The 21525-nt window shown below is 68.3% G+C and carries 23 protein-coding genes; 13 read left to right on the top strand and 10 right to left on the bottom strand.

Annotation, left to right across the window (positions count from 1 at the left end; all coding sequences use genetic code 11):
* Position 1: 1 nt before the first annotated feature.
* Positions 2–988, top strand: coding sequence for a tripartite tricarboxylate transporter substrate-binding protein (locus ACTJLF_RS29655; RefSeq protein ID WP_019653773.1), 987 nt, complete (start codon positions 2–4; stop codon positions 986–988).
* 174 nt (positions 989–1162) lie between these two features.
* Here ACTJLF_RS29655 and ACTJLF_RS29650 read toward each other — a convergent pair whose 3' ends face one another.
* Positions 1163–2197, bottom strand: a complete 1035-nt coding sequence (locus ACTJLF_RS29650) for a LysR family transcriptional regulator (RefSeq protein ID WP_019653772.1) — start codon at positions 2195–2197, stop codon at positions 1163–1165.
* A 182-nt stretch (positions 2198–2379) separates the two neighbouring features.
* Between ACTJLF_RS29650 and ACTJLF_RS29645 the strand changes: the two genes are divergently transcribed.
* The 7 genes from ACTJLF_RS29645 to ACTJLF_RS29615 are packed head-to-tail and all read left to right on the top strand — an operon-like array spanning position 2380 to position 8671.
* Positions 2380–3603, top strand: coding sequence for an ABC transporter substrate-binding protein (locus ACTJLF_RS29645; RefSeq protein ID WP_244164299.1), 1224 nt, complete (start codon positions 2380–2382; stop codon positions 3601–3603).
* 13 nt (positions 3604–3616) lie between these two features.
* Positions 3617–4498 (top strand): branched-chain amino acid ABC transporter permease, encoded by an 882-nt coding sequence (locus tag ACTJLF_RS29640; protein WP_440884470.1) that lies wholly within the window; start codon positions 3617–3619, stop codon positions 4496–4498.
* A complete protein-coding gene (locus ACTJLF_RS29635; RefSeq protein WP_132754424.1) occupies positions 4498–5385 on the top strand; it encodes a branched-chain amino acid ABC transporter permease in 888 nt (295 codons plus the stop codon). The genes ACTJLF_RS29640 and ACTJLF_RS29635 overlap by 1 nt, the downstream gene beginning before the upstream one ends.
* Positions 5378–6151 carry an ABC transporter ATP-binding protein gene (locus tag ACTJLF_RS29630; protein ID WP_440884469.1) on the top strand — a complete coding sequence of 258 codons (774 nt, stop codon included), beginning with the start codon at positions 5378–5380 and terminating at the stop codon, positions 6149–6151. Before ACTJLF_RS29635 ends, ACTJLF_RS29630 begins: the two co-directional genes overlap by 8 nt.
* A 2-nt stretch (positions 6152–6153) precedes the next feature.
* Positions 6154–6858: an ABC transporter ATP-binding protein gene (locus ACTJLF_RS29625; RefSeq protein WP_354414678.1), complete on the top strand. Its 705-nt coding sequence runs from the start codon at positions 6154–6156 to the stop codon at positions 6856–6858.
* Complete coding sequence (locus ACTJLF_RS29620) at positions 6855–7433, top strand: GAF domain-containing protein (RefSeq protein ID WP_440884468.1); 579 nt, start codon at positions 6855–6857, stop codon at positions 7431–7433. Before ACTJLF_RS29625 ends, ACTJLF_RS29620 begins: the two co-directional genes overlap by 4 nt.
* A complete protein-coding gene (locus ACTJLF_RS29615) occupies positions 7430–8671 on the top strand; it encodes an amidohydrolase family protein (RefSeq protein WP_440884467.1) in 1242 nt (413 codons plus the stop codon). The genes ACTJLF_RS29620 and ACTJLF_RS29615 overlap by 4 nt, the downstream gene beginning before the upstream one ends.
* A gap of 158 nt (positions 8672–8829) precedes the next feature.
* Here ACTJLF_RS29615 and ACTJLF_RS29610 read toward each other — a convergent pair whose 3' ends face one another.
* From ACTJLF_RS29610 to ACTJLF_RS29590, 5 genes are all read right to left on the bottom strand, one after another.
* Positions 8830–9828 carry a tripartite tricarboxylate transporter substrate binding protein gene (locus tag ACTJLF_RS29610; RefSeq protein WP_440884466.1) on the bottom strand — a complete coding sequence of 333 codons (999 nt, stop codon included), beginning with the start codon at positions 9826–9828 and terminating at the stop codon, positions 8830–8832.
* 23 nt (positions 9829–9851) lie between these two features.
* The gene (locus tag ACTJLF_RS29605; RefSeq protein ID WP_440884465.1) at positions 9852–11060 is read right to left on the bottom strand and encodes a M20 aminoacylase family protein; all 1209 of its coding nucleotides are present in this window, start codon (positions 11058–11060) and stop codon (positions 9852–9854) included.
* 112 nt (positions 11061–11172) lie between these two features.
* On the bottom strand, positions 11173–12039 hold the full coding sequence (locus tag ACTJLF_RS29600) for a pirin family protein (protein WP_405054301.1): 867 nt from the start codon (positions 12037–12039) through the stop codon (positions 11173–11175).
* Positions 12036–12620: an NADPH-dependent FMN reductase gene (locus ACTJLF_RS29595; protein WP_132754436.1), complete on the bottom strand. Its 585-nt coding sequence runs from the start codon at positions 12618–12620 to the stop codon at positions 12036–12038. Before ACTJLF_RS29595 ends, ACTJLF_RS29600 begins: the two co-directional genes overlap by 4 nt.
* Before the next feature lie 43 nt (positions 12621–12663).
* A complete protein-coding gene (locus ACTJLF_RS29590) occupies positions 12664–13050 on the bottom strand; it encodes a DoxX family protein (protein ID WP_126183649.1) in 387 nt (128 codons plus the stop codon).
* 87 nt (positions 13051–13137) lie between these two features.
* On the opposite strand from ACTJLF_RS29590, the gene ACTJLF_RS29585 reads away from it, so the two are divergent.
* From ACTJLF_RS29585 to ACTJLF_RS29575, 3 genes are all read left to right on the top strand, one after another.
* A complete protein-coding gene (locus tag ACTJLF_RS29585) occupies positions 13138–14040 on the top strand; it encodes a LysR family transcriptional regulator (protein ID WP_132754438.1) in 903 nt (300 codons plus the stop codon).
* A 74-nt stretch (positions 14041–14114) separates the two neighbouring features.
* Positions 14115–14591, top strand: a complete 477-nt coding sequence (locus tag ACTJLF_RS29580) for an FKBP-type peptidyl-prolyl cis-trans isomerase (protein ID WP_019653758.1) — start codon at positions 14115–14117, stop codon at positions 14589–14591.
* A gap of 14 nt (positions 14592–14605) precedes the next feature.
* Positions 14606–15451 carry a DUF6216 family protein gene (locus ACTJLF_RS29575; protein ID WP_132754440.1) on the top strand — a complete coding sequence of 282 codons (846 nt, stop codon included), beginning with the start codon at positions 14606–14608 and terminating at the stop codon, positions 15449–15451.
* Here ACTJLF_RS29575 and ACTJLF_RS29570 read toward each other — a convergent pair.
* On the bottom strand, positions 15448–17025 hold the full coding sequence (locus ACTJLF_RS29570) for a CYTH and CHAD domain-containing protein (protein WP_440884464.1): 1578 nt from the start codon (positions 17023–17025) through the stop codon (positions 15448–15450). The two genes, ACTJLF_RS29575 and ACTJLF_RS29570, sit on opposite strands and share 4 nt — an antisense overlap.
* 168 nt (positions 17026–17193) lie before the next feature.
* Here ACTJLF_RS29570 and ACTJLF_RS29565 point away from each other — a divergent pair, with 168 nt between their 5' ends.
* Together ACTJLF_RS29565 and ACTJLF_RS29560 are read left to right on the top strand one after the other, a co-directional pair.
* On the top strand, positions 17194–17616 hold the full coding sequence (locus ACTJLF_RS29565) for a VOC family protein (protein ID WP_440884463.1): 423 nt from the start codon (positions 17194–17196) through the stop codon (positions 17614–17616).
* 163 nt (positions 17617–17779) lie between these two features.
* A complete protein-coding gene (locus ACTJLF_RS29560) occupies positions 17780–18868 on the top strand; it encodes a pirin family protein (RefSeq protein ID WP_126183646.1) in 1089 nt (362 codons plus the stop codon).
* On the opposite strand, the gene ACTJLF_RS29555 is transcribed toward ACTJLF_RS29560, so the two are convergent.
* From ACTJLF_RS29555 to ACTJLF_RS29545, 3 genes are all read right to left on the bottom strand, one after another.
* Positions 18865–19155: a YciI family protein gene (locus tag ACTJLF_RS29555; RefSeq protein ID WP_132754444.1), complete on the bottom strand. Its 291-nt coding sequence runs from the start codon at positions 19153–19155 to the stop codon at positions 18865–18867. The two genes, ACTJLF_RS29560 and ACTJLF_RS29555, sit on opposite strands and share 4 nt — an antisense overlap.
* Positions 19156–19274: 119 nt before the next feature.
* Positions 19275–20291 (bottom strand): Bug family tripartite tricarboxylate transporter substrate binding protein, encoded by a 1017-nt coding sequence (locus ACTJLF_RS29550; RefSeq protein WP_440884462.1) that lies wholly within the window; start codon positions 20289–20291, stop codon positions 19275–19277.
* 81 nt (positions 20292–20372) lie between these two features.
* Positions 20373–21467, bottom strand: a complete 1095-nt coding sequence (locus tag ACTJLF_RS29545) for a tartrate dehydrogenase (protein ID WP_145759525.1) — start codon at positions 21465–21467, stop codon at positions 20373–20375.
* Positions 21468–21525 lie beyond the last annotated feature (58 nt).

Genomic DNA, 21525 nt, shown 5'->3' with positions numbered 1-21525 from the left:
GATGCAACGACGCCATTTCCTCAACGCCATGGCAGGCGCCGCCGCCACCGGCGCACTGACGCCCTTCGCCGCCCTCGCCCAGGCGCTGGAGCAGGTGAAGGTCATCTACGGCTTTCCCGCCGGCAGCGCCGGCGACAGCGTGGCGCGCCGCGTCGCCGAGAAACTCGGCGGCACGCCCTACAGCAGGAACCCGGGCTACGTGGAGAACAAGCCCGGTGCGGGCGGGCGGATCGCGCTGGAGACGCTCAAGGCCGCACCAGCCGACGGCTCGGTGCTGGCGCTGGCGCCCGTGTCGGCGCTGTCGGTGTATCCGTACATCTATCCGAAGCTCTCGTACAAGCCCGAGGACGTGACCGCCGTGTCCATCGGCGCGGTGATGTTCCACGGCCTGGCCGTTGGGCCTTCGGTCCCGGCGGAAGTGAAGACCCTCAAGGACTTCCTGGCCTGGGCCAAGGCCCATCCCGAGAAGGCCAGCTACGGCTCGCCAGGCGCCGGCTCCATGCCGCACCTGCTGGGCGCGCTGCTGGGCATGCGCGCGGGCGTCGACCTCAAGCACGTTCCCTACCGCGGCACCGTGCCCAGCATCACCGACCTGGTGGGCGGCCAGATCGCGGCAGCCATGAACCCCAGCGGCGACTACCTTCAGTACGTGAAGGCCGGCCGCATCCGCGTGCTGGCCACCTCCGGCAAGAAGCGCTCGCCCTTCCTGCCCGACGTGCCGACCTTCACTGAGCTGGGCTACCCCGACGTGACCTCCGAGGAATGGTTCGGCTTCTACGCGCCGGCCAGGACACCCGCCGCCACCATCGCCGCCGCCAACGCCGCCATCACCCAAGCGCTGAAGGACAAGGCCGTGGTCGACGCGCTGGCCCTGGTCGGACTGGTCGCGAACGGCACCACGGCGCAGGACATGGCGGCCGACCAGAAGGCCGAGTACGAGCGCTGGGGGCCGCTGGTGAAGCAGATCGGGTTCACTTCGGAGTCCTGAACTCCTGCCCGGCAGGGGCCTGCAGAAAAGCCCCTGCGGCCGAGGCATGCTTCCAATCGGCAAATCGGCCGACACAGCCGGCCGTCTGTGTTGTCGGTCCCGAACACCTTCACTGGCAGGTTGCCGAAGCTGGGACAGCCGGATGCTGCATCTTCACCAAAAGCGCGCTCGCAGCTATGCGTGGCTGCAACTCTCTGGTTGAGCGAACAAGTCGACCATGACTTGTCTCAGCCAGACCTGGGGCGAGCTGCTGTCGTGCCGCTGGTGCCAGATCAGTCCCAGCGGCCGTTCGGGCATCGCGATGGGCGGATCGCGCTGGCAGAGCCGGTCGGCGTAGGCGCTCAGGTCGAGCAGCGAAACCGGGAGCACCGCGATGTAGTCTGTCGCGGCCAGCACCGCCAGCGTCTGGGTGTAGTGGTTCAGCGTGAGGATCAGGTTGCGGCGGATGCCATGGGCTGCCAGCAGGTTGTCGTAGAGCGGCATCGTCATGCCCGGCAGGCACACGTCGAGGTGGCGCGCCGACAGGAAGCGCTCCATCGTCAACTCGCCTTGCGCAAGCGGATGGTCGCGGCGCATCAGGCAGCGGGAATGAACGGGCCACAACGTGCTGGCTCGCAGACCGCGGGCGTGCTGCGCATCGTCCCGGTTGGCGCCGATGGCCAGGTCGATGCCCTCTCGCTCGAACATGGGGAACATGTTGGCGACGCTGTAGGGCAACAGATTGATCTGCACGCGTGGCGCGTGCGTCTCCAGGTAGGCCCCCAGTCTCGGCATGATCCGCTCGGCCGTGTAGTCGGACATTGCGATCGTGAATGCGCCCTCGTAGGTCAGCGGATCGAATGCTTCCGGGGTCAGCACCTTCTCGATCTGCAAATAGTGCGGCTGCAACTGGTGCCACAGCTCCAGGCCGTGGCTTGTCGGCCGGATGCCCGAGGCCGTGCGCTCGAAGAGCATGTCGCCCAACGCGGTGCGCAGGCGCTGCAGCGAATTGCTCACCGCTGATTGCGACAGGCACAACGCGGCGCCGGCACGCGTCACGTTGCGCTCCCGCATGAGGGCCGCGAACACACGCAGCAGGTTCAGGTCGAGCCCGTCGAAGGTGCCACGGCGCGCGCCGGCGGTGCGCCCCGCATTCCTGGGGCCCGGCGTCGGCGTCGCGTCGTCCTGTGCGTGAAGGCAGGCGGCGGATGCGGTCGTCAGAAGTGTCATGTCGCCAGGAGCTCAGCAGATAGCGTGCCAGCCGCGTCAATGATGGGCCGGCGGGTTATTGATGCGGCTGTTATCCCCCATTTCCACAATGCGTTGGACGTCGTCCAGCGCGGAATCTGTAATCGCCTCCTCCCCTTTTCCACTTCCATTTTTTCCTTATCCCCCAATTCGAGAGGCCCGCTGTGAATCGCTTGGACCGCCGTCAACTCCTCATTTCCGGTGTCACCGCCGCGCTGCTCGGCAGCCGTGGGGCCTGGGCCCAGTCCCAGGCCACCTTTCGCATCGGTGCGCTCAACCCGGTCACGGGCAGTGGTGCCAACTTCGGCTCGGGCATGCAAAAGAGCATCGTTTTCGCGGCAGAGGAAGTGAATGCCGCCGGGGGCGCGGCAGGGCGCAAGCTCGAAGTCTTTTCCGAGGACGACCAGACGAGCCCCAACGCGGCCGTTCTGGCAGCGAAGAAGTTGCTCGAAGTCCATCGCGTCCAGGCCATCCTGGGTACCTGGGCCTCGGGCGTCTCGCTGGCTGTGCTGCCCATGACCAACACGGCCAATGTCATCCTCATGCACACCTCCGGCGCGGTCGCTCTGGCCGATCCCAAGGTCAACGCCAAGAAACTCGCATTTCGCTACCAGGGCAGTTCCAAGCACCTGAGCCGTGCCTTCGCCGAGGCTGCGCGCAAGGAAGGCCTGCGGCGTCCTGCCGTCATGGCGCAGAACAATCCCGCCCTCGCACCGCACGCCGAAGGTTTTCGCAAGGTCTGGGAAGGCGCCGGCGGCAAGCTGACGGATTTCGTGCTCTACGAGCCGGGCCGCCCGAGCTATCGCTCGGAGCTGCAACAGGTCCTGCGCTCGAAGCCCGACGGCATCATCCTGTCGGCATATGTCGCCGACGCCACGGCCATCGTGCGTGATTGGGGGCAGCTGGGCACGCCCATGAAATGGATCATCCCGGGCTTCGGTGCCAACGTGGACTTCATCAAGGGCGTCACGCCCGAGGTCGCCGAAGGCATCGTCGTGGTGGAATCGGTCGTCAACGAACGCAGCAGTGCCTACGCACGCTTTGCTCGCCAGTACGCCCTGACAATGAAGCAGGCACCGGAAAGCAACGTCTACGCCGCCATGTGCTACGACATGGTCCAGGTGCTGGCCCTGGCCATCGAGGCAGCCGGCCCGGGTGCCGATGCGGTGGCCGTGGCGGCGAAGGTCCGCGATGTCACGACCGGCAAGGGCCAGCCGGTGGGCAGCTTCGAGGAAGGCAAGAAGCTGCTGGCGCAGAAGAAAGCGATCAACTACGAGGGCGCCTCGTCCTCGGTCGATTTCGACGACGAGAACGATGTCGATCCCACCTTCGCCGCATTCGTGATCCGCGCAGGCAAATGGCAGCGCGCCTACGCCATCAACGGCTGAAGGCGACCACGTCATGGATCTGGCTCTGTCCGACTTCCTGAACCTGGCCCTCAACGGGCTGGCCGAAGGCCTGCTGGTGGCGCTTCCGGCGCTGGCTGTGACCTTGGTCTTCGGTGTCGCCCGCTTTCCCAATGCGGCGGTCGGCGACTTCGTGTCATTGGGCAGTTTCGGCGCCCTGACGGCGCACCGGCTCTCCGGCGGCTCGATGCTGGCTGCCGGCATCGGGGCTGCGGCCGCTGGCGCGGCGGGTACCTGGCTGGGGTGGCGGCTGGCATTTGCGCCGCTGCTGAGGCGCAAGGGCCTGGCGCTGCTGCTGACATCCATCGGGGTCGGGTTCGTGCTGCGCGCGGCGATGGGGCTGGGCTTCGGTCACGAGATCAAGCTGTTCGACCTGCCGCCGATGCGCGCCTGGCGCTGGGGTGACCTGGTCATCAATCCGCTCGATGTCTTCGTGGGCGGGATGTCGCTGGCCTGCGTCGTCCTGGTGTTCGCGCTGCTGCGATTCACGAGCACGGGCCGCACCATGCGTGCCATCGCCGACGACATGGACCTGGCCCGGGTGGTCGGCATCGACAGCCGCGCCGCCATGACACGCATGTGGCTGCTCTCGGGCATCGTCTGCGGCGTGGCCGGGCTGGCCTACGGCCTGAAAACGCAGGTCAGCCCGGAATCGGGCGCCGACATGCTGCTGGCGGCCTTCGCCGCCGCCGTGGTCGGCGGGCTGGGCAATCCGCTGGGAGCAGTGCTCGGCGCCATCGGACTCGGTGTGCTGCAGGAACTCTCCACGCCCTTCGTCGGCTTCACCTACAAGATCGCGCTGTCCTACGTCGCCATGCTGCTGGTGTTGCTGTGGCGTCCCCAGGGCCTGTTCGGCCGCGTGCAGGGAGTCCGCTGATGGAAGCCTACCTGCTGGCCGTCCTCATCACGGCACTGGCCTATGTGTTGCTGACGCTGGGCCTCAATTTCCAGTACGGCTTCACCGGCCTCATCAACTTCGGCTACGTCGGATTCTTCGCCCTGGGTGCCTATGCCAGCGCGATCTGCACGGTGCGCATGGGCTGGCCGGCCTGGAGCGGGTTTGCACTCGGCATGGTGGTGCCGTTTCTCCTTGCCTGGCCACTGGGCCGCGTCGCCCTGAGGCTGCGCGACGACTACCTGGCGATCGTGACGCTCGGCTTCTCCGAGATCGTGCGCTTGGCCATCATCAACGAGAAGGCCCTGACCAATGGGGGCCAGGGTATCGCCGGCGTACCGAAGCTCTTCGGCGGCGACGGCGCAGGCCTTCTCGGCGACCTGTGGCTGGCGGCGGCTCTGCTCGCGGCATGCGTGCTGGTCGCCGGCGTCATTCGAGCGATAGTGAAGAGTCCGTACGGACGCCTGATCCAGGCCATCCGCGATGACGAGACGGCGCTGCTGGCGCTGGGCAAGAACCCGGCGCGATTCAAGACGCAGGTGCTGATGCTCGGAGGCGGCATCGCCGGCCTGGCGGGTTCGTTCTATGCGCACTATGTCGGCTACGTCACGCCCGATCAGTTCCTGCCGATCGTCACGTTCCAGGTCTGGATGGCGATGATCATGGGCGGCGTGGGCCGGCTGCGCGGCGCCGTGGCCGGCGCATTCCTGCTGCTGCTGGTGCTCGAGGGCTCGCGGGCGGCGCGAGACCTGTTCCCGGGCATTCCGGAGGTGGCGATGTCGAGCGTGCGCCTGGCCGTCATCGGTGCCGCGCTGATCCTGTTCATCCGTTTCCGACCGCAGGGCCTGTGGGGAGCACCGCGTGACTGAGCCGTCCACCTCCCACGAACTCGAAGCGCGCGGCATCGTCCTGAGCTACGGCGACAACGTCGTGCTCGACAAGCTGTCGCTGAGTCTCGACACCACGCGTCTGACCGGCCTGATCGGTCCGAATGGCGCCGGCAAGAGCACCCTGTTTTCGGTGCTCAGCGGTTTCATGAAGTCGCAGGCAGGCGACGTCGTCTACCTCGGCCAGACCCTGGGACGCATGCCACCCGAGCAGCGGGCGCGTCTGGGATTGATGCGCACATTCCAGGTGCCGCGTGAATTTCGCCATCTGACGGTGCTCGAGAACATGCTGGCCGCGCCATGGGATCAGCCCGGCGAATCGCTCACTGCACTGCTGCTGCGGCGCTCCGCCGTGCGGCGCAGCGAGCAGGCGCACGTCGAGCAGGCCAACGAATGGCTGCGCTTCCTGCGGCTCGACCACGTCGCTTCGACGCCGGCAGGCCAGCTCTCGGGCGGCCAGAAGAAGCTGCTCGAACTCGGACGCATCCTGATGCTGAAGCCCCACTGCGTGCTGCTCGACGAGCCCTACGCCGGTGTCAATCCGGTGCTGATCGAGCAGATCTCGGAACGCATCCGCGAGCTGCACGCGCGAGGCATCGGCTTCGTCATCGTGGAGCACAACCTGCATGCGCTCTCACGCCTGGTCGATCGCATGCTGGTACTCGACGGAGGCCGGCTGCTGGCCGAGGGCACGCCCGGCGAAGTCCTGGCCGACCCGCGGGTCCAGGCCGCCTACATGGGAGCCTGAAGATGAACCGACTGCAACTGGAATCCCTCTGCGGCGGCTATGCCGAAACCGACATCCTCAAGGGCGTCGATCTGCACGTCGATGCCGGGGAGATCGTCACGGTGGCAGGCACCAACGGCGCGGGCAAGTCGACGATGCTCAAGGCGCTCATGGGCCTGCTGCCGCGCGTGACCGGCAAGGTGCTGTGGAACGACACCGACCTGCGCGGACGGCCGACCGAGAAACGCCTTGCCGACGGCATTGCCTATGTGCCGCAGATCGCCAACGTCTTCGCGCGCCTGAGCGTGCGCGAGAACCTGTGGATCGTGCAGGGCGTTCCCGACGTGCGCCGCAGGGCCGACGAGATGCTGGAACTGTTCCCGGCACTGCAACCCTTTGTCTCGCGGCTGGCAGGCACGCTTTCAGGCGGGGAGCGTCAGCAGCTGGCCTTCGCCCGCGCCCTGATGTCCGGGCCGAGCCTGATGTGCCTGGATGAGCCGACCGCGGCCCTGTCGCCGATCATGGCCAAGACCATCTTTGGTCACATCGCGCGCCTGCCGTCGATGGGTGTAGCGGTGCTGATGGTCGAGCAGCGTGCCCGCGACGCGCTGGACATCAGCCATCGCGGCTACATCCTCGACCAGGGCCGCGTGGCTCTGGAAGGGCCGGCCCGCTCCTTGCTCGACGATCCGCGGGCCGTCGCACTCTACCTGGGGCACGGAGCATGAGCGGCCGCCCTTCTGTCGATGCCGCACGCGCGCTGGCCCTGCTGGGCGATGCGGCGCGCGAGTTGGGCGCCTCTGCCGACACGTCCATGCTCTGCAGCATCGTGGAACGCGCCCTCGGCGAGCTGGTCGGCTTCCGGCTGTTCACCGTGCTGCGCGCCACACCCGATCGCGACGGGCTCGAGCGCCTGCATTCCAGCGACCCCGTGTCATACCCGGCACGGGGTGTGAAGTCCGTCGCCGGCGATGCCTGGCTGCAGCGCCTGCTGGCCGATCCGAGTCCGGCCCTGTCGCCCGACACCGAGGCCGTACGCCGGAATTTTCCCGACTCTGAGGCGATCTTCGGCCTGGGCTGCGCGTCGGCGCTCAATGTGCCGATCTGCTTCCAAGGCCACATCCTGGGCTCCATGAACCTGTTGCACGAGGCGCACTGGTTCCGCGCCGACGACACGGCGCTGTGCGAGCCCTTCGCGGTGCTGCTGGGTGCAGCCTTCTTCGCGTCCCCTTCGCCGGCTTCGTCTCTTTCATCTTCTTCGTCTAGTGGGCCGGCAACGCAGCCGGCGGGAGCTTCCTTGTGAGTCGCATCGTCTTTCGCAACGCCCGTCTCTTCGACGGTCTCCAACGCGGCCTGCAGCCGGCGTCCACCGTCGTGGTGAAAGACGGCAGCATCGACGCCGTCGAGCCTGGCGACCTGCCAGTGGACGACGCCCAGGTGTTCGACCTGGCCGGACGCACCTTGATGCCCGGGCTGATCGATGCGCATGTGCACGTCACGGCCACCATCCCCGATTTCTTCAAGCTCTCGATGTTGCCGCAGTCGCTGGTGACAGCCCAGTCCAAGGACGTGCTCGCCGGCATGCTCGATCGCGGCTTCACCACCGTGCGCGATGCCGGCGGCGCCGATGCCGGCCTGGTGCAGGCGGTCGAGCAGGGCATCTTCGCCGGACCGCGCCTGTTCATCGCCGGCCGCGCCCTGACGCAGACCGGCGGCCATGGCGACACGCGGCCCGCGTTCTTCCAGAACGTCGGCTGCGCCTGTTGCGGCGCGGTCGGCATCCTGGGCCATATCGCCGATGGCGTCGGCGCCGTGCGCCGGGCGGCGCGCGAGGAACTGCGCAACGGCGCCCACCAGATCAAGGTCATGGCCGGCGGCGGCATCTCATCGCCCAACGATCCGCTCGAAGGCACCCAGTACTCCATCGAGGAACTCACCGCCATCGTCCAGGAGGCCGAGGCCGCGCGCACCTATGTGATGGCGCACGCCTACTCGCCCGCGGCGATCGAGCGCGCCGTGCGCTGTGGCGTGCGCTCCATCGAGCACGGCAATCTGCTCGATGAGGCCTCCGCCCGCCTGATGGCCGAGGCCGGCACTTTTCTCGTTCCCACGCTGGCCACCTACGCCGCGATCGCCGCCAATGCCGATCGGCTCGGCTGGTCGAAGGCGATGAAGGAGAAGACCGACCGCGTGAAGCACCAAGGGATCGAAGCGCTGCGGATCGCACGGGCTGCCGGCGTCAAGATCGCCCTGGGTACCGACCTGCTGGGCGACATGCACGCTTCGCAAAGCGACGAGTTCACGCTGCGCCTGCCGGCCATGCCAGCCGATGAGATCGTCTGGAGCGCAACCGCCGTGAACGCCGAGCTGCTGGGCCAGTCCGGCCGGCTGGGCTGCATTGCGCCCGGAGCACATGCGGACCTGCTGGTGATAGACGGCGATCCGCTGACCGACATCAGCTTGCTGCAGCAGCCCAAACGCGTGCCGGTGGTGATGAAACAGGGCAGCTTCCACCGCTGCACGCTCGCACCTGCCCGATAGGCAGTCCAGACCGCGCTGCGCGAACGGGCCTGCGGCTGGACCTACCGGAACCTGGCCCGGCGAACGGATGCCCTGGCCGGCTGGCACCGCGGCATCAGCGGCTTCGGTCCGGGGTCCAGGCTCGACTCGTCAAGAAATGAGCTCTTGACACTTCACACCTAGTCGACCTTCGCCCCCGAGGCCTTCACCACCGCCCCCATCGCATCCCAGTCTGCGCGCAGCAGCTTCTGGAACTCCTCCGCGCTCTGGCTGCGCGGCTCCACGCCCAGGCGCTTGAAGCGTTCCTGGATCACCGGGTCGGCCAGCACCTTGTTGGTCACGGCGTTCAGGCGTTCGACCTCGGCCTTGGGCGTGCCGGCCGGCGCGAGCAGGCCGATCCAGGAATCGAAGGCGTAGCCGGGCAGGCCGCTCTCGGCCACGGTCGGCAGCTTGGGCAGGAAGGGGCTGCGCGACTGGCCGGTGGAGGCCAGCAGCTTCATGCGCGCGTCCTCCTGGAAGCCCATCACGCCGATGCTCGACGAGATCACCGCCTGCACGCGGCCCGCGAGCACCTCGTTGACGGCCTCACCGGTCGACTTGGTCGGGATGTGCGTCATCTGCAGGCCCGCCTTCGCGAGGAAGGAGGCCATCGCCAGGTGCGTGGCACTGCCGTTGCCGGCGGAGGCGTAGTTGTACTTGCCGGGATTGGCCTTGACCTCCTTGATGAAGTCGGCCGTGCTCGACACGCCCATGCCGCTGGACACCGCGAGCACGTAGCCCGCGTTGCCGACGTTGGCGACGCCGACGAAGTCCTTCAGCGGGTCGTAGCTGAGCTTGCTGTAGAGGAAGCCCGCGATGTTGTGGCTCGCCGCGGCGAGGACCAGCGTGTTGCCGTCGGCCGGCGCGCGCGCCACGATCACCGCGCCCACGGTGCCGCCTGCGCCCGCGCGGTTCTCGACGATGGCGCTGGCGTTCAGCGCGGCGCCCAGCTCGTTGTTGAAGGCGCGCGCCACCGTGTCCTGCACCGCGCCGGTGCCGAAGGGCACGACGATGTGGATCACGCGCTGCTGCGCGTGCGCCGCAGCGATGCCGCAAAGCGCCGCCGCGGCGGCAATCGCGTTGAATGAACGTCGGGTGAATCGGGTGGGGGTCATCGGTGTGGCCACTTTCTTGGTCATCGGTCAGCAGTAGGGAAACAACTTCAGGCGCGCGCCGCCGGCAGCCAGCGCTGCACCAGCTTCACGAAGTAGCTGGCGCCGATCGGGATGATCTCGTCGTTGAAGTCGAACGAGGTGTTGTGGATGATGCAAGGGCCGGGCCCGTGGCCGTCGAGCCGGTGGTCGCCGTCGCCGTTGCCCAGGAAGGCGTAGCAGCCGGGCCGCGCGAGCAGCATGTGGGCGAAGTCTTCGGCGCCCATCACGGCGGGGAAGTCGTCGGTGACCATGTCGTCGCCCACCACCTCGCGCATCACGCCGGCCGCGAAGCGCGCCTCGGCCGGGTGGTTCACGGTCGGCGGCGACGAGCGCTTGAAGAAGACCTCGGCCGTGCAGCCGTGCGCGGCCGCCACGCCGGCGGCGACTTCGCGCAGGCGGGCCTCGAGCTTGTCGATGGCGTCGATCGAGAAGGTGCGGATGGTGCCGCCGACGGTGGCGACGTCGGGAATCACGTTCGGTGCGTCGGAGCCCTGCAGCTGCGTGACCGCGAGCAGCGCGCGCTCGGTGCTCGGGATGGTGCGCGCCACGATGGTCTGCAGCTGCTGCGCGAGCGTGACCACCGCCGCCACCGGGTCGATGCCGGTGTGCGGCATCGAGGCGTGCGTGCCGCGTCCGCGCACGGTGATCATGTAGGTGTTGCTCGAGGCCATCAGCGCGCCTTCGTTGAGCGCGAAGCGGCCCACGTCGCCCACCGGGAAGTTGTGCAGGCCGAAGACGGCGTCGCAGGGAAAGCGCTCGAACAGGCCCTCGTCGATCATCTTTTTGGCGCCGGCCTTGCCCATCTCCTCGGCGGGCTGGAAGATGAAATTCACCGTGCCGTCGAAGTCGTCGGGCCCCTGCTGCGCGAGGTGCCAGGCGGCGGCCAGCAGCATGGTGGTGTGGCCGTCGTGGCCGCAGGCGTGCATGCGGCCGGGGTGCGTCGACTTGTGGGCGAACTCGTTGGCCTCGTGCAGCGGCAGCGCGTCCATGTCGGCGCGCAGGCCGATGGTGCGGCTGCCCGTGCCCTTGCGCAGCACGCCGACGAGCCCCGTGCCCGCGATGCAGCGGTGCACCTCGATGCCCCACTCGGCGAGCAGCTTCGCGACCTTGTCGGAGGTGCGGTGCTCCTCGAAGCCGAGTTCGGGGTGGGCGTGGATGTCGCGCCGGATCTCGACGAAGCGGGCGGCGTTGGTGATGAAGGAATCGGCGATGTTCATGGCGGGGCTGCTGCCGGCTGCGAAGCCGGCCGGGTCGTTCGACGTTGGGGTGAAGCGAACGATTCTGGCGCAGCAGCCCGCCGCGCGCACGCCGGATCATCTGCCGGCCCGGCTACGCGATGCGCCCTTCCTGCCTCAGCCGCGCGCCGATGCGCCGGATTTCGGCCTCGCCCTGCTCGAGCGCGGCCTTGCTGGTGTGCACCGAGTAGTAGCCCATCACCAGCTCGTGCGGATGCTTCACCGCCGAGCCCAGCACGAAGGCCGTGTCGCCGTGCGCCACGAAGTCGATGGCCGCGCCCGATTCCTCGAACACCGCGAGCTCGCCCGCGGCGACGGGGCCGCCGGTGCCGCCGGTGTCTCGGCCCGCTTCGAGCGCGCCCGCGCTGACGGCAATCCAGCCCACCGTGTGGCCGGCCGGCGGCACGTAGGTCCAGCGTTCGCCGTCCTTCAGCTTCACGGCCAGGTAGTTCATCGGCGAGGGCGCGGCGATGGGGCTCTGCGCCGCGCCGTAGCGCCCGAGCAGCACGCGCGCCGGGCCTTGCGCCGGCACCTGCGAGGGCGCGAGGTACATGCTCTGCGCGGGCCCGTTCTCTTCCGAAGGCGGCAGCGCCACCCACAGCTGGAAGCCGCTCACGCGCTCCACGCCCGGCGCGGGCGCACCGGTGTGCCACACGCCGTTGCCGGCGCGCATCCATTCGACGCCGCCACCGCGCAGCGTGCCCTGCTCGCCGGTGGTGTCCTCGTACTGGGTGTCGCCTTCCATCAGCCAGGTCAGCGTCGCGATGCCCGAGTGCGGATGCAGGCCGAAGCCCTTGTGGCCGCCGGTCACGTCGAAGCCGAAGAGGTCGAGGAACACGAAGGGCTTGAGGAATTCGCCCAGGTCGCCGGGGCTCATCAGCCGCGTGATCCCGCCGTGGCGCGAACCGCGCGTGCGGTAGACGATGGCGCGGGCGCCTGCTTCGATGGCCGTGCTCATCATGCGGCCTCCCTCGCGCTCTTCAGCGCCTTGGTCCACCACGCGATGTCGTCGAGCAGCGCGGTGGCCGCCTGCGCGAGGTGCGGGAAGTCGGCGAAGCTCTTGCCCTGCTGCCAGATGCCGAGGAACTCGACCATGCCGATGTGCACCGCGTGGCGCACCGGCGCCATCTGCATCTCGACCGCCACCAGCCGCAGCTGCTCGATGGCGCGCGCCGCGCCCACGCCGCCGTAGCCCACGAAGCCGATCGGCTTGCGGATGAACTCCTTGTAGGCCCAGTCGATGGCGTTCTTCAGTACCGCGGTGGGGCCGTGGTTGTATTCGGGCGTGACGACGATCAGGCCGTCGAAGCCGGCCAGCTTCGCCTGCCAGCGCTGCGCGGCCTCGTTCTTCACCGGGCCCCAGGCCGGCGCGCCGGCTTCGTCGAAAAGGGGCAGCGGGTGGTCGCGCAGGTCGACCAGTTCGAAGGCGAGGTCGGTGCGCTGCTTCGCGATCTCGTGGATCCACTGCGCGGGCTTCTCGCCGAAGCGGCCTTCGCGGGTGGAGCCAAGGATGATGCCGATGCGGGGTTGCTGCTGGGTCATGGGGTACTCCGGAAGAGGTTGGAAGAAAGAGAGAAAAAGGAAATCAGGCCGCCGCGGCGACGGACCCGGACTGCGGCCGCAGCCGCCAGGCGACGAAGCCCGACAGCAGCGCCAGCACCACGGCCGGCGCGGGGTTGCCGCCGATCAGCAGCAGGTGCGTGGCGACGGCGCACACCATGGTCGCGAACAGCAGCAGGCCGCCGAGGAAGCCGGTAGCGGGCACGAGCAGCAGCACCGCGCCGCCGACCTCGACCAGCCCCGTCAGGTAGCGGAACCACTGGCCGAAGCCGATGGCGTCGAACACCTGGACCATCTGCTGCGCGCCGGCCAGCTTGGCAGCGCCCGCGGCGCCGAAAGCCAGCGCCAGCAGGACGCGCACGCCCCAGACGATGCGGCGCTGAGTGGGGGAGACAAGGGATGAAGTAGTCATGGGCACAAGGTTAGGCATGCACCCATTAATCGACTAGGCGGTAGAGTCGGATTGCACTCGTCCATGAATTGAAGGAATCAGCCCGCCATGTTCGACCTCAACGACGCCGCCGTCTTCGTCCAGGTGGTGCGCCACGGCAGCTTCGCCGAGGCAGGCAGGCGGCTGGGCCTGCCGCCGAACACCGTGAGCCGGCGCATCCAGCAGCTCGAATCGCAGCTGGGCGCCCGGCTGATGCAGCGCTCCACGCGCAAGCTCACGCTGACCAGCGCCGGACAGGATTTCCACGACCGCTGCGCCGGGCTGATCGACGGCCTGGCCGCCGCCGGGCAGGCGCTGGCGGCCGGCGGCCAGGAGCCCAGCGGCCTGGTGCGCGTGGCCGCGCCGGCGGATTTCTTCGATTTCTTCCCGATGGAATGGGTGGCCGACTTCCTGGCCGCGCATCCGCTGGTCAAGCTCGATTTCGTGCTCAGCGACGCGGCCGCCGACCTGATCGCCGAGCGCATCGACGTGGCCTTCCGCGGCGGCGTGCTGCGCGACTCGGGCTACGTCGGCCGGCGGCTGGTCACCCGCAGCGCCGGCCTGCTGGCGAGCCCCGCCTACATCGCCCGGCGCGGCGAGCCGAAGAGCCTGCAGGAGCTGGCCCGGCACGACTGCGTGACCCCCTCGACCCCCACCGGCCACACCACCTGGCGACTCACCGGCCCCAACGGCGTGGAAGAGGAAGTGCAGGTCGCCGGCCGCTTCACCGGCAACACCGCCCAGGCGCTGCGCAGGGCGGCCCTGGCCGGCCTGGGCATCGCCCAGCTGCCGCCCGCGATGGCCACGCGCGACGAGCAGGCCGGCGAGCTGGTGCGCGTGCTGCCGCAGTACGAATACACCGGGCGCGGGCTCAACGTCGTCTATCCGAGCCGCAAGCACCTGCCGCTGGCGGTGTCGGCCTTCATCGAGCTGGTGATGGGCAAGCTCGACCAGATGGACGTGCTCAAGTAGCCGGGCAGCCATCGCAATCCCCGGGAAAGGCCCGGCTGCGTGCGCCTTCGGGTTTCGGCCGAGAATGCGAGCCCATGAAAATCGCAAAAGACACCGTCGTCACCATCAAGTACAAGGTCTCCGACGCACAGGGCAAGCTCATCGAGGCGAGCCCCGAGCCGATGGCCTACCTGCATGGCGGCTATGAGAACACCCTGCCGAAGATCGAGGAAGCGCTCGACGGCAAGGAAAAGGGCTACCAGACCGTGCTGAACCTCGCCCCCGAAGACGCCTTCGGCGAGCGCGACGAGTCGCTGGTGCGCTCCATTCCCAAGACCGACTTCCCGCCCGGCGTGAAGGTCGGCGGCCAGCTGCAGGGCCGGCTCGACGACGGCCGCGAGCACGTCTTCACCGTGATGAAGATCAAGGGTCCGGTCGTGCTGCTCGACGGCAACCACCCCTGGGCCGGCAAGGCGCTGAAGTTCAGCCTGCAGGTGACGGACGTGCGCGCGGCGCAGCCGGTGGAGATCGAGCACCGGCATGTTCATGGGGCGCACGGGCACCATCACTGAGGCAGACTGTGGCGATGGACTTCGCCACACTCCCCAGCCTTTCAAGCTTTCTGAGCATTGCGGCTCCTTCGCTGATATGTATGGCCTTCATCTGGGTCATCTGGCGAACGGAATCCCTCCACGTACTGATGCACCGGCTGTGGCAGCTGGTTCATGGCAAGCAGGAAATCACCGATCCGGAAGTTCGCGCATTCATCGATGAGCAAACCAGCCTGATCTCGTTTCGCCTGTTCGCCGGTGTGAAGGTCAACAGCCTGGAACAGGCCCGGCAGCTCATTCAATGGGCAAAGCACAACGGCGTGCAGATGAGGGCTTTGAGCATGTGCGGCGAGCTTTTCGACGTGGAGCTTCGCCAGATCAGGCAGCACAAGCTACCGTCGCATCTGCTGCAAGGGCTACGGCTTGCAGGCGTCGCCGTCGGAATGCTGCTCTTCATCGTCAGCACGACGACGCTTTTTCACGATCAGGCCTTCCTGAAGTTGAAAGCAACGCAGCGAACCTTCGCCGCCACAGCGAACCACGCCAAGACACTCCGGTCCGTCCTCCCGTTCGGGCCAGAGCCATTGCGTATCGACGACTGCTCACAACCAGCGAGCCTCAACGCGACCCGGACATCTTTCACCGAGAGGGAAGTGGGCATTCTTTGCAGCGTCCTCAAAGACAAGGACACTGCGGCATTCATCAAGGATTCGCTGAAAGAACAGCGCTGGACCTGCGCGCTTCTGATCGGCTTCGCTATCTGGTTGTGCTGGATTTCCTTCCTTGCCTGGGCCACGGGATACGTAGCGAGGCACTTGGCGGCTCGCCGGCTTGATCCTTCGCTGCCGGATTCCCAGCTGGCTCTGGACTTCGGCAGTTAACCGCTCTTCTTCCAGAACCTCGCCGCATCCTCGATCTTCGCGAGCGCCTTGCGGCAGGCCTTCGCCCCGGCCTCGCGCCGCGCGGTGAACCACCCTACGGCGAACCATGCGCGCGCATCGCGGGCGGCGGCCTCGCGGTACAGCGCGAGCGCGACGGCCTCGTCGTTGAATTCGCCCAATGCGTCCTGCGCGGGGCGCAGGGCCTTCAGATAGGTGTCGGCGCCTTCTTCCTTTTCATCGAACAGCGGCGCCACGAACTCGGCGAGGTAGCGCAAACGCTTGAGGCGCTTTCGCACGCGGTGCTGGCTTTCGGTGTCCAGCGATTCGAAGCGTTCGCCGTCGCGCAGCACCTGCTTGTGGAGGCGCTGCAGGCGCTTTCGCAGCAGGCGGCGGGCGTCGTTGGCGCCGACCGTTGCTGATGGCGGGTCGCCTTCCGCGGCGGGCGCAGGTTCGGGTTCGCCCGGCTTCGCCGCGGTGAAGCCGATCAGCGAGACGAGCACGTTCTGGAAGGCCGGGGAGCGAACGATGTCGCCGGGCGAGGGCGCATCGGCTGCGGCTCCACCGTCGGCGGCCAGCGGGTCGAAGTCGGGCGCGCCGGCTTCGCGCAGGCGGGGCTGCGCCAACTTCACGACCTGTTCGCGGTCGCGCAGTGCGCCGAGGGCGCGGAAGGCGTCTACGAGCGGGGACTCCCATTCCGCGGCCTGGGCGGCACCCGAGGCGGGGTCGAGATCGGCGAGCTCGCGCAGCGCCGTGCGCAGGCGGCGGATGCCGATGCGCAGCTGGTGGATCTGCTCCTCGTCGGTGCTGCCCGCGGCGATCTCGCTCGCGTTCGGCAGCATCTGCGCAAGGCACGACGCGACCACGGCCTGCCGGATGGCCGGGCCGTCCGGATGCTGGTCGGCGAAGCGCGGCGGCTCGGCCTTCACGGCTTCCACCGTTTCCTGCGCCGCAAGCAGCCGCGCGCCGCGCTCGGCCTTCGACACGGTGCTGAACCACAGTCCGTGCTGCTGCGACCAGCGCCGCGCGAGCGAGACCAGGCCCTGCACGTCGCCGCGCTTGAGTTCGAGCTCCAGCTCGCACACCGGCGATTCGCGCTGCTCGGGCGTGCCGGCGTGGGCGACGACCTTGCCGACGTCCAGCGCCATCTCGATCACCGCGCCGGCGGAGCCGGTGACGCGGACGTCGCGGGTGAGCCGCACGATGTCGGTCGATTGCCGCTCGACCAGCGGGCTGCCGTCGGCGAGCAGCTTCGCGAGCCGTTCGCCCACGGGCGTGCCCTGGTGGCGCTGCGGATCCATCTGCGGCGCCGGCGCTGCAGTGCCGAGGTCGACGTTGTGCTCCAGCCGATGCAGGGCGTTGTCGCCGGTGGCCTTCACGGTCTGCACCCAGCGAGGCCCCTCCTTGCGCAGCCGCAGCACCACGCCGTCGGCGGCCAGGCGCTGGTCGGCGGTGTCGAAATAGCGGGCCTGCAGGCGGGTGCGGGCGACGGTGCCGCGCCTGAGGGCGGCTTCGACGGCCTTCAGGCGGCCGGCGGGGATGCAGAACTTGAACTCGATTTCCATGATGGCAGCCATGATGCCCGGTCCGTTTCGCCCCTTGCAATCGCGGTCGCATCGTCGGGATCGGCAGCCTCGAAAAAATATGTGGACGCCGTCCATTTGATTTGCTATCGTTTGTGGACGGCGTACACAAAACGCCGGGCAACACCCTCACAAACCTCTTTTCATCGACAGGACGACACCATGGCCACCAAGCAGATCTTCGTGAACCTCCCCGTCAAGAACCTCGACAAGACCAAGGCGTTCTTCGCCGCGCTGGGCTACACCTTCAACGAGCAGTTCACCGACGCCAATGCCGCGTGCATGGTCGTCCAGAAGGACAGCATCCACGTCATGCTGCTGGTCGAGGACTTTTTCAAGACTTTCACCACCAAGAGCATCGCCGACACCGCCAAGAGCACTGAAGTGCTGCTGTGCCTCTCGTGCGAGAGCCGCGCCGAGGTCGACGAACTGGTGGCCAAGGCCAAGGCGGCCGGCGGCACCACGCCGACCGAGCCGAAGGACTACGGCTTCATGTACGGCCACGGCTTCCAGGACCTCGACGGCCACCTGTGGGAGCTGGTCTACATGGACCCGAACGCCGCCGTGACGCACCAGAACCCCTGAGGCAGCGCCGCCGCCGCCGCCGAGGACCCGAACGATGCCGATCGTTCCATACGCGCTCTTCACTGTTGCACGGAAGGCCTCTGGCGAAAGGCGCCGGCGGCCCGATATTCCACCCACCGGCACGGCATCATCGGCCGCGCGCCCCAAGGAAAGGAATATCCGCATGCCCGACGACAAGAACAACGACGACAGGAGCCCCGTCCTGCAGGTGAAGCCCCTGGGCTTTCCCTGGCAGACGATCGACCCGTTCCTCTTCTGCGTCTACCACGACGACGCGTACCCGAAGGCCAACGGCCGCATGGGCCCCGAGGCCTCGCTGGCCGGCCGCCAGATCGGCCAGGACTTCAGCCGCAAGGACGGCTGGAGCATGTACCACGGCGAGACGGTTCCGGGCTTTCCTTCGCACCCGCACCGCGGCTTCGAGACCGTGACCATCGTGCGCAAGGGCCTGGTCGACCACTCCGACTCGCTGGGCGCCACCGCGCGCTTCGGCGGCGGCGACGTGCAGTGGCTCACGGCCGGCAAGGGCATCGTGCATTCCGAGATGTTCCCGCTGCTCGAGGCCGACTCCGCCAACCCGCTGGAGCTGTTCCAGATCTGGCTCAACCTGCCGGCGAAGAACAAGATGGCCGAGCCGCACTTCACGATGTTCTGGTCGGAGGCCATTCCGCGCTTCGTCTCCGATGACGCGAAGGGCGGCCGCACCGAGGTCGCGGTGATCGCGGGCCGGCTCGGCGACGACCCTTCCAACGGCCGGGCACCGATCCAGCCGCTGGCGCCCCCGCCCGATTCGTGGGCCGCGCAAGCCGATGCCGACGTGGCGATCTGGACGCTGAAGATGACGCCCGGCGCCCAATGGACGCTGCCCGCCGCCACCGGCGAGGGTACGCGGCGCATGCTGTACTTCTTCAAGGGGTCGGCCGCGCGGGTGGGCGGCGAGCAGGTGCGGGGGCCGGTGGCCATCGAACTGCGCGCGGGCGTGGACGTCGAGATCGCCAACGGCGACGCCGACGCCGCGGAGTTCCTGGTGCTGCAGGGCCGTCCGATCGCCGAGCCGGTGGTCCAGTACGGCCCTTTCGTGATGAATACGCAGGCCGAGATCAGCCAGACCATGGCCGACTACCGCCGCACGCAGTTCGGCGGCTGGCCCTGGGAAGACCCCGCGCCGGTGCACGGCCACGACGCGCCGCGCTTCGCCCGGCATCCGGGCGGGCGCGAGGAGCTGCCGGCGGACGCGGCCGCGGCGCGCTAGAAGTTCTTGAGGATCTCGACGCCCGGGGCCGTCATGCGCGGCACGAACTCGATGACGTCGGTGCGCGCCACCCTGCCCTGCACGAAGGGGTCGCGCGCCAGCACCGCCTCCAGGCCCTCGCGGTCGCCCGAGCGCGCGAGGATCACCCCACCCTGGCGCGGCACCTGCCGGCCCGAGGCCACGAAAAGCCCGCTTTCGTAGTGCTTCTTGAGCCAGACCATGTGCGCATCCATCAGCGCGTCGACTTCCTCGAGCGGACGGATGTAGGTGAGGGTGACGATGAACATGGGCGGGAGGCGGTGATTTCGGAAGCCCTGATCCTATGGCCTCGGCGCCCATGCCGCTGAATGCAGGTGTGCGCGTGCGTAACCGGCTGCACGCCGCCGTCGAGCCGTCCGCCGCGGCGCTATTCGATCGCCACGCCGCCTTCCTTCACCAGCTTCGCGAACTTCGCCGTCTCCTCGCGGATCTGCCGCGCCATCTCTTCCTGCGTGCCGCCCAGCGGCTCGGCGCCGATGGCCTGCATGCGCTGCGCGAAGTCTGGCGAATGGATGATCTTCACCATCTCGGCGTTCAGGCGCGCCACGATCTCCTTCGGCGTGGCCGCGGGCGCCAGCACGCCGAACCAGGTGCCGATGTCGAAGCCCTTGAGCCCGGCCTCATCCAGCGTCGGCACGTCCGGCAGCACCGACGAGCGCCGCGCGATGGTCACCGCCAGCGCACGCAGCTTGCCGCCCTTGATGTGCTGCAGCACCGGCGTGATGGTGTCGAATGACATCGCCACCTGTCCGCCGAGCAGGTCGGTGGTGAGCGGCCCGCTGCCCTTGTAGGGCACGTGCAGCAGCTTCGTGCCGGTGCTGGCCTGAAACTGCGTGCCGATCAGGTGCTGCGCCGTGCCGTTGCCGTTGGAGCCGTAGGCCAGCTTCTCGGGCGCGGCCTTGGCAAGCGCGACCAGTTCGGCCACGTTCTTCGCGGGCGTTTTCGCCGCGTTGACCACCAGCACGTTCGGCACCATCGCCACCACGGTGACGGGCGCCAGGTCCTTCTGGAAGTCGTAAGGCAGCTTTCTGTAGACGCTGGTGGCGATGGTGTGGTGCACCGCGCCCATCAGCAGCGTGTAGCCGTCGGGCCTGGCCTTGGCGACGTAGTCGGCGCCCAGCGTGGCACCGGCGCCGGGCTTGCTCTCGACCACGACCGGCTGGCCCAGCGACTGAGAGAGCTTGTCGGCCAGCGCGCGGGCCAGCACGTCGGTCGTGCCGCCGGCCGGGAAGGGCACGACGAGGCTGATCGGCCGCGCGGGCCAGCCCGCGGCGCCCGGCCCCTGCTGCGCGAAGGCGAGGGCGGTGGAGCCCAGTCCCAGCGCGATGGCTGTGGCCTGCAGCACGATGCGCCGATGCAGGCGCGCGTTCGATGAAGCGTTCATGTCTTGTCTCCGGCTCGTTGTTCTGCGCCGCGCGCTTCGAGGCGCGCGGATACCGTCGTTCGCCTGCTCGGCAGGGGCCGATCAGGCCGCCAGCCGCAGCGGTTCTGCAGCTATGTGCGCACACACCGCACGCGTCACCTCGTCGGTGGTCGCGTTGCCGCCCAGGTCGCGCGTGTGCAGCGCGGGGTTGGCCGTGACGTGCTCCACCGCGGCCATCACGCGGCGCGCGGCCTCGGCCTCGCCGAGGTGCTCCAGCAGCATCACCACCGACCAGAAGGTGCCCACGGGGTTGGCGAGCCCCTTGCCCATGATGTCGAAGGCCGAGCCGTGGATGGGCTCGAACATCGACGGATAGCGCCGCTCCGGGTCGATGTTGCCGGTGGGCGCGATGCCCAGGCTGCCCGCGAGCGCGGCCGCGAGGTCGCTGAGGATGTCGGCATGCAGGTTGGTGGCGACGATGGTGTCGAGCGTGGCAGGCCGGTTGACCATGCGCGCGGTCATCGCGTCCACGAGCTCCTTGTCCCAGCGCACGTCGGGGAACTCCTTCGAGACCTGCAGCGCGATCTCGTCCCACATCACCATCGCGTGGCGCTGCGCGTTGCTCTTGGTGACCACGGTGAGCAGCTTGCGCGGGCGCGATCGCGCCAACCTGAAGGCGAAGCGCATGACGCGCTCGACGCCCGCGCGGGTCATCATGCTCACGTCGGTGGCGGCCTCGATCGGATGGCCCTGGTGCACGCGCCCGCCCACGCCGGCGTATTCACCTTCGGAGTTCTCGCGCACGATCACCCAGTTCAGGTCTTCCGCCCGGCAGCGCTTCAGTGGCGCGTCGATGCCCGGCAGGATGCGCGTGGGCCGCACGTTGGCGTACTGGTCGAAGCCCTGGCAGATCTTCAGGCGCAGGCCCCAGAGCGTGATGTGGTCGGGAATGTGCGGATCGCCCGCGGAGCCGAAAAGAATCGCGTCCTTGCCGCGCAGCGCCTCGAGGCCGTCGGCCGGCATCATCTCGCCGTGCTCGCGGTACCAGTCGCCGCCCCAGCCGAAGTCCTCGAAGCTGAAACGCAGCGCGCCGCCGGAGGCCTCGGCCAGCGCCTCCATCACCTGGCGGCCTGCGGGTATCACTTCCTTGCCGATGCCGTCGCCGGGAATGGTGGCGATGCTGTAGCTGCTGCTCATCGTCGATGTCCTTCTTCGTGTGTGTGGGTGCTCTGTCGGGCTCCCACTGTAGGATCGG

Source organism: Variovorax sp. 22077 (assembly GCF_052044195.1).
GTDB lineage: Bacteria > Pseudomonadota > Gammaproteobacteria > Burkholderiales > Burkholderiaceae_C > Variovorax > Variovorax atrisoli.
This window is presented reverse-complemented; position numbering and strand designations above follow the sequence as displayed.